12 protein-coding genes are annotated in these 14,481 nt (G+C 39.4%); 5 read left to right on the top strand and 7 right to left on the bottom strand.

Annotation, left to right across the window (positions count from 1 at the left end; genetic code table 11):
- Positions 1-51 precede the first annotated feature (51 nt).
- Positions 52-1,398: a CoA-disulfide reductase gene (locus tag CZ382_RS22910; RefSeq protein WP_088053360.1), complete on the top strand. Its 1,347-nt coding sequence runs from the start codon at positions 52-54 to the stop codon at positions 1,396-1,398.
- A gap of 1,018 nt (positions 1,399-2,416) precedes the next feature.
- Here the strand turns inward: CZ382_RS22910 and CZ382_RS22900 are convergent.
- The 3 genes from CZ382_RS22900 to CZ382_RS24045 all read right to left on the bottom strand — a co-directional run bounded on the left by CZ382_RS22900 (position 2,417) and on the right by CZ382_RS24045 (position 4,212).
- Positions 2,417-3,088 (bottom strand): hypothetical protein, encoded by a 672-nt coding sequence (locus tag CZ382_RS22900; RefSeq protein ID WP_088053358.1) that lies wholly within the window; start codon positions 3,086-3,088, stop codon positions 2,417-2,419.
- Between the two features lie 174 nt (positions 3,089-3,262).
- On the bottom strand, positions 3,263-3,931 hold the full coding sequence (locus tag CZ382_RS22895) for a TerC family protein (RefSeq protein WP_088053599.1): 669 nt from the start codon (positions 3,929-3,931) through the stop codon (positions 3,263-3,265).
- Positions 3,932-4,065: 134 nt separating this feature from the next.
- Positions 4,066-4,212: a hypothetical protein gene (locus CZ382_RS24045; RefSeq protein ID WP_188725447.1), complete on the bottom strand. Its 147-nt coding sequence runs from the start codon at positions 4,210-4,212 to the stop codon at positions 4,066-4,068.
- Positions 4,213-4,465: 253 nt separating this feature from the next.
- On the opposite strand from CZ382_RS24045, the gene CZ382_RS22890 reads away from it, so the two are divergent.
- From CZ382_RS22890 to CZ382_RS22880, 3 genes are read left to right on the top strand one after another with little or no spacing between them, the layout of a single operon-like run.
- Positions 4,466-5,545 carry a FecCD family ABC transporter permease gene (locus CZ382_RS22890; protein WP_088053357.1) on the top strand — a complete coding sequence of 360 codons (1,080 nt, stop codon included), beginning with the start codon at positions 4,466-4,468 and terminating at the stop codon, positions 5,543-5,545.
- A gap of 3 nt (positions 5,546-5,548) precedes the next feature.
- On the top strand, positions 5,549-6,310 hold the full coding sequence (locus CZ382_RS22885) for an ABC transporter ATP-binding protein (RefSeq protein ID WP_088053356.1): 762 nt from the start codon (positions 5,549-5,551) through the stop codon (positions 6,308-6,310).
- Between the two features lie 17 nt (positions 6,311-6,327).
- Positions 6,328-7,344 (top strand): ABC transporter substrate-binding protein, encoded by a 1,017-nt coding sequence (locus tag CZ382_RS22880; protein WP_088053355.1) that lies wholly within the window; start codon positions 6,328-6,330, stop codon positions 7,342-7,344.
- Between the two features lie 362 nt (positions 7,345-7,706).
- On the opposite strand, the gene CZ382_RS22875 is transcribed toward CZ382_RS22880, so the two are convergent.
- Entirely contained in the window at positions 7,707-8,648 is a 942-nt protein-coding gene (locus CZ382_RS22875) for a DMT family transporter (RefSeq protein ID WP_371871331.1), read from the bottom strand.
- Between the two features lie 35 nt (positions 8,649-8,683).
- Positions 8,684-9,736 carry a C45 family autoproteolytic acyltransferase/hydolase gene (locus CZ382_RS22870; protein ID WP_088053354.1) on the bottom strand — a complete coding sequence of 351 codons (1,053 nt, stop codon included), beginning with the start codon at positions 9,734-9,736 and terminating at the stop codon, positions 8,684-8,686.
- A gap of 445 nt (positions 9,737-10,181) precedes the next feature.
- On the opposite strand from CZ382_RS22870, the gene CZ382_RS22865 reads away from it, so the two are divergent.
- A complete protein-coding gene (locus CZ382_RS22865; RefSeq protein WP_088053353.1) occupies positions 10,182-11,897 on the top strand; it encodes a DNA-binding protein in 1,716 nt (571 codons plus the stop codon).
- A 125-nt stretch (positions 11,898-12,022) separates the two neighbouring features.
- On the opposite strand, the gene CZ382_RS22860 is transcribed toward CZ382_RS22865, so the two are convergent.
- A complete protein-coding gene (locus CZ382_RS22860; protein ID WP_088053352.1) occupies positions 12,023-13,903 on the bottom strand; it encodes an ABC-F family ATP-binding cassette domain-containing protein in 1,881 nt (626 codons plus the stop codon).
- A gap of 94 nt (positions 13,904-13,997) precedes the next feature.
- Positions 13,998-14,477 (bottom strand): 6,7-dimethyl-8-ribityllumazine synthase, encoded by a 480-nt coding sequence (ribH, locus tag CZ382_RS22855; RefSeq protein ID WP_088053351.1) that lies wholly within the window; start codon positions 14,475-14,477, stop codon positions 13,998-14,000.
- Positions 14,478-14,481: the final 4 nt, after the last annotated feature.

The following is a 14,481-nucleotide window of genomic DNA, read 5'->3' as shown; positions in this document are numbered from 1 at the left end:
GCAGTACACGGGTACTATAATAATAATGACAAGCAAAGGAGTGAGCATACTTTGGCTAAAAAAATTGTAATTGTTGGCGGGGTTGGCGGTGGTTCAACAGTCGCTTCACAAATTCGCAGGCTTGATAATCAAGCGGAAATTACTTTATTTGAAAGAGGAGCAAACATTGCCTTTTCCAATTGCGGGATGCCATATTTCATAGGCGGAACAGTTCCAGTCCGGGATGATATCTTGCCAGATGTGGAGAAATTTGCAAAAAAATATAACGTTGACGTAAGGATCCATTCCGAGGTAACACAAATTGACCGTACGAAAAAGTCCGTTACATATCAAAATGACTCAGGTAAATACGAGGAACCATATGATGTTCTCATCCTTTCACCGGGGGCTCACGCATCCGTCCCTCCCATAAAAGGACTGACAGAGCAAAATACATTTACACTTAGAACCATACCTGATATGGACCGCATCAACGCCTTTATTAACGAAAATAATCCGCAAACATGTGCCATTGTTGGCGGCGGGTTTGTTGGGCTGGAAATGGCTGAAAATATACGTGACCGGAACATAGATTGTTGCATTATTGACCATTCCGAGCATGTGATGACGTTAGTTGACAGCGATATGGCAGCACATATTCATGATCACCTGGATGAGAAAGGTGTGCAGTTATTTTTAAATACTTCCCTTGATTCCTTTGCAAATCATGGAAGGACATTACATTTAAACAATGGAAAAAGTCTTGAGACAGATATGACCATACTAGCAGTTGGTATTAAGCCCAACACGGAACTCGCCAAGCAGGCTGATCTTTCTCTCGGTGAAACCGGAGCAATTCATGTCAATGAATTTATGCAAACGTCCGATCCAGCCATCTATGCACTAGGTGACGCCGCAGAAACACCGGACTTTCTGACAGGAGCACCAAGTAATGTTGCCTTGGCATCTCCCGCCCACCGGCAAGCATATATCATCGCCAATCACCTTCATCACACGCCAATTCGGTATCAGGGGGCACTCGGAACATCAATCGTTAAAGTATTTGATTTAACCGTAACAAGTACCGGGCACACGAGTGAATCATTAAAGCAGACGTCATTCCAGTTTCAAACGGTAACACATGAAGCGTTATCAAATGCTGGTTATTTCCCTGGTGCCGAGAAGCTTTCCATAAAAATTCTATTTGCCAGGGAAACCGGAACATTGCTAGGAGGACAGGTGATTGGGGGAAAGGGTACAGATAAACGACTTGCAGTACTGGCGACAGCCATTAAAGGCGGGCTGACCGTTGCAGATTTAACTGAACTGGAACTCGGGTATGCCCCACCATATTCATCACCAAAAGACCCGATTAATATTATTGGCTATAAAGCAGTAGATGCCTTGAACAAAAATTAAGCTCCCAAATCCAAGGGGTTCTTAATTAAGGTGTATACAATAAAATCACACAGAGTTTGGCAGTGAACTACTCACCACTTAGCTACGCTTGAAGTGGGAGCTTCTCACTTCCATGACGAAAGCAACCTTTCATCTCCATGAGCGTTACTTCGGGAAGTTCCTGCCCTAGATGTCCGACGATTCGGAGTTTCTTTCGTACCTTGGATATTTTACGCATGGAAGGATTTCGCTTGGTTTTCGCATTTTTTATTTCTCCATGCAACCTCATATATCCAGTTATCAAAGAACACTTCATAGATAAATACTAACATAAGTTCAGTCAATTAGCACATCTAAAGACGTATTTGCCCGAAAGCCAATTCATCTCCACCCTACTCCTTGTGCTAAATCCCTTCACAATCCTTGAGGATGAAGACTTCTTGGCTAAGTTCGTTAAAATTATCAAATAAAAATAGCAGGGTAATTTACAAATAAATCCTCCTGCTATTTTTTTCTATGTTTTTAGTAAGATAAGCAGGCAATGAAGAACAAATCTGATCGGATTACGGAAAAAGTCTTTCATCATGGATATCAGTGACCTTACTCGCTCGAATTACAAGGAAATAGGCCTTCATCATGGATATCAGTGACCTTACTCGCTCGAATTACAAGGAAATAGGCCTTCATCATGGATATCAGTGACCATATTCGCTCTAATTACAAGGAAATAGGCCTTCATCATGGATATCAGTGACCACATTCGCTCCGATTTATAATAGAAGTCGATTTTTTCAAGTTTGTTCTATCACGTGTCTGACAGTAATTAATATCTATTTTTATGCAGTAAATAGCGGAATAGGAATATACATTCCTGTCCCGCTTATACCTATACGTTTTCCAAATGCTATTTGGAGACACAATAAAACCTGATACACAAATAACATGTGAAAATCTATCCGATTTCACTTGCTATTTAGTGTATTTGCACCCTTAAAAGAACCTGTTATCCCAAATCCAAGGGGGTTTTTTATATTCGTGTTTATAAATCCTCTTCTATCCGATAGATCAACGTATAATTTTCTTCATCCAGCAGTTCACTAACATGAATTCGCACCCCGTGGCCAAAAATGACTTCATCTTCTGTCATTGCAACAATCATTGCTTTCATTTCATTTTTGGCATCATAATAAATATCACCAACAACCGGTTTCAGTTGTGTTTCGGACGCCTGTAGGTATTTCGGAGATTCATCCGCATGCAACTGCGTTTCCGGAACGAGACTTTTATCAAAATACGCGATATCCTGGCTACCCTCTGCCTTGCCTGGGACCATTACAACATATTCACTATGTTTTACCCCGTTGTCCTTTGTTGTTACAACATTCCCATCTTCTACGGTATCTACCTTTTCAATTTCATTAAGGGAATAATGGTCAAGGAAATCGGGAGCCGGTTTAATAATTAAAATATAATCGCCTTTTTCCGGCAATTTGTCCTTGTCAATGGTGTACCGTTTGCCGTAGAAAATAAACGAATCCAAATGTTTCGGCCGGTACAAATTAATTTCGCTCGCTTTCGTAAGTATTTGCTGCATATCCTTCAATCGGTATAAATGGACGGACTTCTTAAACATCGGCTTAACCGAATAAACCTTATGCAGTTCATTCTTATAGAAAACAAATTGTCCCTTTCTTACTTGGAAAAGCTTCATTTCGTTACCTCCTCATGAATCATTTTTCAAAAATAATAATGGCTTAAATTCTTTTCCTTCTTATTGTACATCCTAAACATAGTATATGTAATTTCCTTTAAAGTAAAAGCAATTGTACCATTTTTCCATAAGGATAACTAGTGTTAGAACAAAAGGCTCCCATTACAGGAACCTTTATGCTTTCGTGTTTTTATTCTGTACGTATCCTGACAACAATACGCCGATCGTCAGAATTACAATAATCGCATACTGGAATGGCCCATGTTCCAATTGAAGCGTATTTGTAACGAAATCGTCCTCCGTTATCATTTCTCCAGCGGTCCATGCTAATATCCCAGCACCGATATAGGCAATCCATGTATATTTTTCCATGATTCGAACAATCACTTTGGAGCCGAAAATCATGATTGGTATACTAACCGCAACACCAAGTGCAATCATACCGATATGCCCTTTTGCCGCACCGGCGACCGCTACAACATTGTCAAGGCTCATGACGGCATCCGCCATAATAATCGTCATAACGGCCTTCCCCAAACTGCTTGATGATTGAACATTCGCTTCCTCTTTGTCATCAATCAGTACGTTGTGGGCTATATAAAGCAAAAGAAGCCCGCCAATTAAATGAACCAATGGTATTTGCAATAAATATACAATAACAATAGCAAAGATGATCCGTAAAATTACCGCACCGCCAGTCCCCAAAATAATTGCTTTGTTTTGGCGTTTTTTTGGTAATCTTCTGGTGGCCAATGCAATAACGATCGCGTTATCTCCTGAGAGAACGATATCAATCGCAATGATCTTTAATAATGCAATAATCGATTCAGATGTAAATTCAATACCGAGCAAATTTGGTGCCACCCTTCTATATGAAACGACCTTTATTATACTATTTTCGGTCCAATTGTAAAGTATTGTGTCTGATTATGAAGAAGGGTGCAATAATAGAGAACTGAACGAATTATGTTTTTACCTCAACTTAGTTGCCGTTTCTTCCCAGGTTTATAATTAACAGAAATAATCCCAACTGCAACCAGTGCCAAAGCTCCGATAATAAAAATCGTTAACTGTTCCCCTTGGATAAAAATTGCCGAAAGAATTGTTCCCGTTACTGGTGTCACAAACTTATAAATGCTAATCTCTCCGGCCTTATTATATTTTAGAATAGAGTATTACAGCGCAAACGCGACCGTCGACAGAACTGCCGCATACCTGAGCAGTTGCCTGCCCATTAATGCAAACGGATTTTAAATAAACTTGGCTATTTTTTTTAAATTTTCGTTGTTATTTATTCATTTATATTGTAATATAATTGATATTGATAATCATTATCATCGTTATTTATAGCTATAGTATTTTATTGGAGGTGGGTTTTTGCGTAATAAGAATGGAAACAGAATAAGCCTGAGATACATCTATTATCCAACTATTTTTATTTTGATATGCGCAATTGTATTTTCTGCTATTTTTTCTGTTTCAATCGGGCAAGTTAATATTCCATTCAAGCAATCGATGGAGATGTTATTGCATGCACTGACAAATGGAAAAATTGGATCCTTAAGTAATAGCAATAGTGAAGCATACTTAAATATTATTTTACAAGTTAGGATGCCCCGAGTTATTTTCGCTCTCCTTATTGGCATGGGGCTTTCGTTGTGTGGAGTTGTCCTGCAAGCAGTGGTGCAAAATCCGCTGGCTGATCCGTATATTCTTGGTATTTCATCTGGAGCTTCTCTAGGAGCAACTTTTGCTATTCTTGTTGGATTTGGAAGTGGCGCGCTTTTATCTCAGTTTGGTGTAGCATTTGGAGCCTTTATCGGAGCGATGATTACTACCATTGCAGTCCTTATATTATCCAGCATAGGTGGTAAAGCCACATCGGTGAAACTCGTTTTATCAGGGGTTGTGATTGGTGCGTTATGTAGTTCCTTTTCTAGCCTTATTATATATTTTGCTAATGATGCTGAAGGAATTAAAACAGTTACCTTTTGGTCCATGGGAAGTTTGGCTTCATCAAGCTGGGTAAAAACCCCTATCATGGCGGTAGTAGTTTTAGGTGGGTGTCTTTTGTTTCTATTTCAACATCGGGTGTTGAATACAATGCTGTTAGGGGATGAATCCGCCATTACACTTGGAATTAACTTAAGTGCCTATCGGAAACTTTACATGGTTATCACCGCTCTTATCACTGGAACAATGGTTGCATATGCAGGAATGGTTGGTTTTGTCGGGCTTATCATCCCTCATATATGCAGAGGTATTTTTGGTGCTGATCATAAACGATTAATACCAGGAACGCTTCTGTTAGGGGGTCTATTTTTAATTTGGTGCGATATCTTGTCTAGAACGTTAATACATAATGTTGAATTGCCAATTGGAATCATTACATCCGTGATTGGCGCGCCATTATTCATCTATATATTAGTTAAAAAAGGCTATAATTTTGGAGGGTAGAAAATGGAATTGGTTGCAAAGGAAATGGAAGTAAGAATTGGTAAAAAAGAAATTGTAAAAAATATTTCAATTCAAGTTAGAAAACAACAATTTGTGGGAGTTATTGGACCAAATGGATGTGGAAAGTCAACGCTATTAAAGAGTATCTATAAAAGTCTAATTCCTCATAAAGGCACAGTGTTTTTAGATGATCTAGATGTATTAAATACTTCCCAAAAAAAGATTTCACAACGACTAGGTGTAGTGGGTCAATTTAATGAAATGAATTTTGATTTGACCGTACACCAAATGGTTATGTTAGGTAGAACTCCACATAAAAAATTGCTCGAGTCAGATAAACAGGGAGATTTTACGATTGTGGAGGAAGCTTTAACACGAACAAATTTACTTGATTACAAGGATCGTAGTTTTTTATCACTGTCCGGTGGTGAAAAACAAAGAGTTATTTTAGCAAGAACAATTGCTCAGCAACCAAAATTTATGATTTTGGATGAGCCCACAAATCACTTAGATATTCGATATCAAATTGAAATATTAACATGTGTTAAGGAATTAAATATTGGTGTGCTGGCAGCCCTTCATGATCTAGAAATGGCAGCACATTACTGTGATTATCTTTATGCCATAAAACATGGCGAAGTATATGCACATGGTACACCAGAAGAGGTATTAACACCTGAAACCATCGAAGCTTTATATCGAATAAAGTGCCAAACGTATATTAATCCTATTACAAATGGATTAGGTTTTGCATATCAAATATAAACTAGGAGGATACGAAAATGATAAAGAAATTATTACTTGGGGTTACTTTAATAGTCATATTAACAGCTTGTGGAACGCAAAGTGGTTCAGAAGAGGAAACGCAAACCAAAAAGCATTACCCACTTACGATTGAAAATTATACGAAAGCGGAAGGCGGAACCACTTGGGAAAAGAAAGATCAAGTATTTGATAAAGCACCGGAACGAATCATGGCAAATACTAGACCAGCAGCAGAATTGTTATTACATTTAGGATTAGGTGTCAAAATTGTTGGGGTAGGTGCAAGCTTTGGAGCACCGGATAAAGCTGTAGAAGAAGAATACTCAAAATTAAATATATTAAGTGATGCATATGTTGGAAAAGAGGTTACATTAGGAACAGACCCTGATTTAGTCTATGGACGAGGTGGTTTATTTGAAAATGCTGATTGGGGAGTAGGAACAGTTGATACTCTTAACGATATGGGAATTAATACGTATGTACTTGAATCTTCTATTAGTGGAGCAACATATGATTCAATCTATAAAGACATTGAAAACTTAGGTAAAATTTTTAATGTACAAGATAAAGCTGATAGTTTTATAAAAGAGTTAAAGGATAGAGAAGAATCTATTACTTCTAAATTAGATAGTATTAAAGAGGAAAAAACATTTGCTTATTTACATACAACCGACCCAAATGACATTACTATTTATTCGGCTAGTAGTAAAGATGAAACATTCTTTAATGACGTATTCAGTATGATTAAATTAGATAATGTGTTCAAAGATGAGAACGGGGAGATTAGTATCGAAATGCTTATTGAAGCTGATCCAGATGTATTAATCATTCCAATGTGGGTGGATAATGATCCGGCAAAAGCTGATAAGGTAAAAGAAGGCCTTTATGCCAATCCAAAACTATCAAGTATGAAAGCAATAAAAAACAAGCAAATATATGCAGTTGATTACAATTATATGTTTGGATATGGCTATAACTCAATTGATGGAATGGAAATTTTAGCTAAAGAAATGTATCCAGACTTATTTAAATAGAATGCTAATACGTTGAAGTGTTGTCGACACAATATTAATTGCTAATGTCGATCAAATACTTTTCAAGATTTCAGTCGATGATTCAGATGTAAATTCAATACCTAGCCCAAGTTTCGACTTGAACCTTTGACGGGATTTCCATTTTTTATTTGTATTTTCAAAAACACAAATGTTTATAATTCAACGTTTTGAAGTATGAAAAAGCAGTTTTTGATGGGTTTTTATCAAAAACTGCCGAAACTTTGGCTAGCAAATTTGGTGCCACCCTTCTATATGAAACGACCTTTATTATATTTCGGCCCAATTGTAAAGTATTGTGTCCGATTATGAAGATGGGTGCATTAATAGAGAACTTAAACGAATTACATTTTTACTTCAGCTTGCCGTTTCCTTCCAGGTTTATAATTAACAGAAATAATCCCAACTGCAACTAGTGCCAAAGCTCCGATAATAAAAATCGTTAACTGTTCCCCAGGGATAAAAATTGCCGAAAGAATCGTTCCCGATACTGGGGTCACAAATTTATAAATACTGACCTCCCCGGCTTTGTTATATTTTAGGATAGAGTACCATAACGCAAACGCTACCGCCGATAGAAGCGCCGCATACCCGAGCAGCCCCCATCCAAGTGGTGTAAAGCTAATAGCGCCAGGTTTCAATTGCGGAACACCAATCAACAGCATAAGGACAGAACCAATCGTAAGCTGCCAGCCTGTTAGTGCGAACGGATGAATTCCCAGTGCCAGTTCCTTCGCCATAATCGCACCGATGGCTCCGGTAAGTGCTGCTAAAATCATAAACCCTTCCCCAGTTAATGTGAAACTAAGCTGAAATTCCTGTCCCCAATTGGCAACAATAATTCCGCAGAAACCAGCAACAAGGCCGATTGCTTTTGGCCAGTTCAAGCGATCATTGGAATAGAAAAAATGTGCCAGCAATACGGTAAAAAATGTGCCGCTTGCTGATAGGAGCGCTCCTTTCATACCGGATGTATTTGCTAATCCATTATAAAAGAAAAAATATTGCAAAGCCGTTTGCACAACCCCGAAAATAACGAGAAACATCGCCTGCCTTTTTGTAACGAGCAGGGCCTTTGGTTTGGCAATCAGCATTCCGACTAACAACATAAGCCCAGCAAGTAAAAAACGCATTCCAGCAAACACGATTTTTGCTATCGTATCATCCGCAGCCATTTGTAATTCTTCATAACTTATCTTTAAAACCGGAAAAGCACTGCCCCACAAAATTGAGCAAAAAATAGCAATGCTTATCACGATCCATTTTTGTGTTAAATAATGCTTCAAATCATCCATCTCCCACATTCACGCTATCAACACCGTTAGCGAACATTCTCATCCATATGCACAAACGGCAAATCGGTATCAACCTCTCCTAAAACCCGCTTGATCGTAAACGCTTCCCCTTCAAGCCATTTGGCAAAATCGAATATAACCGGCTCCCGATCGCCGCCTAACGCAAACCATGCCTTTTTTTGCTTCGGAAAATACCCGGATGTATGAATTGTCCCGGACCAGTTTTTATATTGCTTGGAAAAAACACCGTTGTCCGTACCATTCAGCATACGAAACGCCTGGTATCCATCTATAATAGTGTGTTGTTGCATCTCCATTACCTCCATTCGTTTATACGAATCGGTAAGGTGGTGACGATTTTCATCTTTTAGCAATTCAAAATGGTTTGTACAAACGTTTGATTGACGTACCTCTACCTTTCTTGGTGTTGCCTCAACGATAAACGTTTCTCCCTTCTGATCAAGCAACGTATAACTAAACGAATGACGATGTGGAATCTTTTTCAGCATCGCAATTCCTTCATCAACCGTCGCACAGTTCTCCAGAATGATTCTGCCAATCATATTACAAATAAATCCGTCTCCAGGCTTTTTTCGATGCATAAAATTATAACCCATTACAAGACCTTTTTCATTCATACCGTCCATTCGTCCTGTTATGCGCTGTGACGGCCCAATGACTGCATACCCTTGATCAGAAGGTTGAAAAACAGTGTAGCGCCCTTCATATGTTTTCGGATGGTAATCATAATTACGGATCATATAATTAGAACCAGTAAAAATAGAACATCCACTCTTCACATACTCCAGCCGGTAGCCGCCAAATTCCTTCAGTACGTCCTCCATTGTCCATTCCAGTGCATCCTGCAAACCACGCAGTTCATCCCAAATACCAGGGGCAAATGCTTGTATGGCCTGCTTTGTCTCCTCTATATCAATCGTAAAACGTGGTCTTCTAATCTTCCACTGTTTTTCCCGATTTTTTACAGTTAATGAATCCTTTAACAGTACACCCTGTTTGTATCCAAACGCATAATGTGTACCACGAAATTGAATCATATCGCTAAAAATCTTCTTCAAAACGACAACCCCCTTTATTATTTTGGCTTCAATTAATTTAAAGAGGATGTTCAAAAAGTCCGGTAAAAATGACACTTCGGGATAGGGGATCTTCGACTCAGTTCCGACACGTCCTGTGTCGAACGTCGAAGTCACCACATCCTGTGGAAGCTCGTTGGCTTGTTTCTGCGCTGCTCATGTATCTATTTGCATACACTGCGCTGCTCGAAACTACACCGCCTCGAACTTCTTGGTCCTTTTTATCCTCCTTTTTGAACACGTACTTAAAACTCGGAAATTATAAATACCGAATATGCTTAAATGTGCCACGTCCAGCTCCTGCCGCTAAACGGGCACCTCCACTTTTGTTAATAGTACAAGTTTATAAGAAATCGGGGAAAAGTGAAACCAATCAAGCTTCGTTTTCGTATGAATCTGGCGTAAGAACACTATAGGAGCTGAGACTATGACAGGAATTTTAACAACAACTATCCTAGCTTTCATCATGTACATTGTATTAGCAGGTATTTTGATTGCGAAAAACAGTCATCGCAAAGGTACGTTCAAGGCCGCATTACTTATTTTTATCTTTCTTTTCATTATAGGAAGTGTTTCTAATTACATTATATTATTACCGATAACAGTACCAAATATGGTAATTGCCAATACCGGCATTGCACTTGTCGGGATTTTTCTATTATATGGAGTTACATCGGTAAAAACGAAGAAGAAAAAAATAGGTTCCTATGAAGCAGCATTGGGCCTGGTGATTCTTTTAGGAGTCATCGCTATACCAACCGTTTTTGTGCTTGGAATTTTTACAGTGGATGATACGTATCAATCTATCGACAAACAGGAAGTTGCAGAAGCGAAACCATTAAACAAAGACGATACGCCCATTACTGTATCTCCTGAATTCGCGCGAAACAAAGTACAAAAATCGATGAGTGTTGTACCTAATACACAATTTTACGACTTAGGTAAATTACAGGTGCAAAGAGTGGGTGAAGACATTGTTTTCGTTGCACCCGTTGAATTCACAGGATTATGGAAATATTTCCGTGGAAAAGAAACAGCGGGGTATTTTATGATATCGGCAACTGATATTAATGCCCAGCCGAAGTTTTATGACAGCAAAATGAAATATACCAATTCAAGCTATTTTAATCATAATATCGAACGCACGATTTATGCTGAATTTCCCAATTATATTCAAAGTGGTGAGCCGCAAATTGAGGTTGATGATGATGGAAAGCCCTGGTATGTGCAAACATTATATAAACCTATCGGCGTGACAAATAAACCGGATATGAAAGACATGAAAGTAGCTGTGGTTGATCCGGTTACGAGTAAAACAGTTGCATACGATATGAACAAAGCACCGGACTTCATTGACAGTCCATTAAGTTCAGAAATGGCAACAGACGAAAACAATTATTTTGGTAAATATGTTCATGGATGGCTAAACTCCTTATTTGGTAAAAAGGATGTAAAAATTCCAAATGACTCCGGAACAGAAAGCAGTGTAACGCCGGTATTCGACGAAAATGGGGATATGTATTACTTTACCGATATGGCATCACCAAAAGAAAACATTGATTCTGCACTTGGTTATACGTTAATTAATGCACGTACAGGTGAATTAACCTATTACAACAGTAAAAAGAATAGCGGCATTATGGATAGTAAAGGTGCTAAGGAAATTGTTAATAAGGAATTTCCGGAGAAAAAATGGGAAGGATCCATGCCGATTTTATACAACATTGACGGAAACCCTACATGGGTTGTGAATGTTCTGGATCCGAATGGTTTATTTAAAAAATATGCGTACATCAAGGCCGCTGACTCTGATTTTGTTGTATTCGGTGATACAGCAAGAGAAACGTTGGAATCCTACCGCCTTGCATTAGCACAGGACCCAAGTAACGTGGAAGCAACTGGAGAAAGCGCATTGGAGGAAATAACCGGCGAGGTTGATCGCGCCATCGTTACGACCCAAAAAGCAGGCCAGGTCATTCAGTTTCTGTTAAAAGGGGATAAAACCGTTTATACAATTAATGCCGGAAAAGCTCCATTGTCATTATTTCTGCAACAAGGAGATAAGGTGAAGCTGAAGGCTAACATCCGCGATAATGGCACAGGAATCGTTGATACAATTGAGATTGAAGGATTGACGGAGTAGGGTGCAGGATAGTACATGCCTGATTTTCATGAATTTTAGGGGAGTGCACTTCAGTCGATTAATTCCATTACACAATAGCTATAGAAAAGCCTAAGGATGTGCTCTTAGGCTTTTTCTATCAACTATTAACTTTTCAGTTTCTCAACTAACAAGGAAAGCTCAGTCCAGCGTTCCATCTTTTCCTCGAGTAATTCTTCCATCTCCCCGAGTTCCTGATAAAGTGCCTGCACTTTTTCTACGTCACTACCAGCTTCTGCGACACCTTCCTGCAGCTTCTCAATATGCATTTCCAATTCAGTAATTTCATCTTCTATGCTATCCCATTCCTTTTGCTCCATATAGGATAACTTCTTCTTTTTCAGAGCGGGCTTTTCACCTATTTCTTTAACCGGTGCCGTTAAAGCATCCTCATTTTTCTCACTTTCATTCTCCAAATACTCGCTGTAATTGCCGTAAAAACGCGTAACATTACCATTACCGGAAAATACAAGCAAGTGATCAATTACCCGATCTAAGAAGTAGCGGTCATGGGAAACGGTAATGACGACACCCGGGAATTGCTCCAAATATTCTTCCAGGACACTTAGTGTCTGGGTATCTAAATCATTTGTCGGTTCGTCTAATAACAAAACATTTGGTTCAGTCATCAGCACTTTCAGCAAATACAGCCGTCTTTTTTCACCGCCTGAAAGCCTGCGAATATATGTCCATTGTTCACTTCGGGAAAACAAAAATCGTTCCAGCATTTGTTCAGCAGTTATCACATCTCCGTCCTTCGTATGAATTATTTCCGCGACTTCCTTTATATAGTCGATAATCCGCGAGTTTCCATCAAGCTCTTCGTCACCCTGCGTATAATAACCAATTTTAACCGTTTCCCCAATGGCCATTGTCCCGTTATCAGGGGAAATGCGCCCCGCCATCATATTAAGCAATGTTGACTTCCCGGAACCATTCGGGCCAATGATGCCAAGACGGTCACCAGGAACAACCAAATAATTAAAATCATGAAGCAGCTTTTTGCCATCGTATGACTTGTCAATGTTTTCTAATTCGATAACCTTTTTTCCCAGCCTTGTGGATCCTGCCTGGAAAGACAGATCACCCTTCACTGTGTCGAATTCCTTTTCCTTCATTTCCTGTACACGGTCAATGCGCGCCTTTTGCTTGGTGGAACGTGCCTTGGCCCCGCGTTTCAACCAGGCAAGCTCACGTTTAAGTGTGTTTTTATGTTTTTGTTCAAGGCTATGTTCTAATGCTTCGCGTTCCGCTTTCTTCTCTAAAAATAACGTATAATTACCCGTATATGTATACAGGTTTCCTTTATCCAATTCAAATATACGATTCGTAACCCGATTCAGAAAATAGCGATCATGGGTAACGATGAGTAATGCGCCATTATACGATGCTAAATATTTTTCCAGCCATTCCACCGTTTCATTATCAAGATGGTTTGTCGGCTCGTCTAAAATGAGCAAATCGGCTGGCTGGATTAATGCCTTGGCGATCGCAACCCGTTTTTTCTGACCGCCGGAAAGCGTGGTAACATTTTTATCAAATTCCGTAATCCCGAGCTTCGTCAAAATGGTTTTCGCAAGCGTGTTTGCTTCCCATGCTTCATGGAGATCCATTTGCTGCTGCAGCGTTAGCACGTTTTCTTGCGCTTGTTCACTTTCCGGATTTTGGGCTAACTGGCTCAGGGCCTGCTCATATTCACGGATTGCCTTCATAACAACTGAATCCCCATAATAAATTTGCTCGATTACCGTCAAATGTGGATCTAATTCAGGCTCTTGGGCCAGATACTCGATTTTATAACCCTTTTTATAGTTTACCGTTCCCTCTTCGGCGGACTCAAGCCCGGCAATTACTTTTAAGAAACTGGACTTTCCTGTACCATTTACCCCGATTAAGCCAATACGATCATGCGGTGCAATCACACATGAAACATGGTTAAACAATATTTTTTCGCCAAATGATTTATATAAATTTTCCACTGTAAGCATTGATTTTCATCCTAACTTAACGTATCGTCTCTTCTCCCATTCTATCATAAAAATCAGGGTAACAGCTGTTCACACAGCTTTACCCTGATTCCCCTCATTCCGCTATACCTTTTGTGAGATTTGTCATTTCGATCGCTGCCACAGCTGCCTCTGCTCCCTTGTTTCCGGCTTTCGTACCAGCGCGCTCGATTGCTTGTTCAATCGTATCTGTCGTCAAAATACCAAATATAACAGGTTTGCCAGATTGTAATGAAGCTGCCTGAACCCCTTTAGCAGCTTCATTACATACGTAATCGAAATGGGCGGTCGCCCCTCTGATGACGGCACCCAATGTTATGACAGCATCGTAATCATGGTTTGTTGCCAGCTTTTGTGCCGCCAGCGGGATTTCAAAAGCTCCCGGCACCCATGCCACATCAATGTTTTCTTCCTTTACCCCATGTCTTTTTAGCGTATCCACTGCTCCGGTTAGTAGTTTACTCGTAATAAATTCATTGAAACGTGCAACAACAATTGCTATTTTTAGTTCGGTTCCTACTAAACTTCCCTTATATATTTTTCCCAATTTATTCATCCCC

Origin of the sequence: Virgibacillus dakarensis, from assembly GCF_900155625.1 — a bacterium.
GTDB lineage: Bacteria > Bacillota > Bacilli > Bacillales > Amphibacillaceae > Lentibacillus_C > Lentibacillus_C populi.
This window is presented reverse-complemented; position numbering and strand designations above follow the sequence as displayed.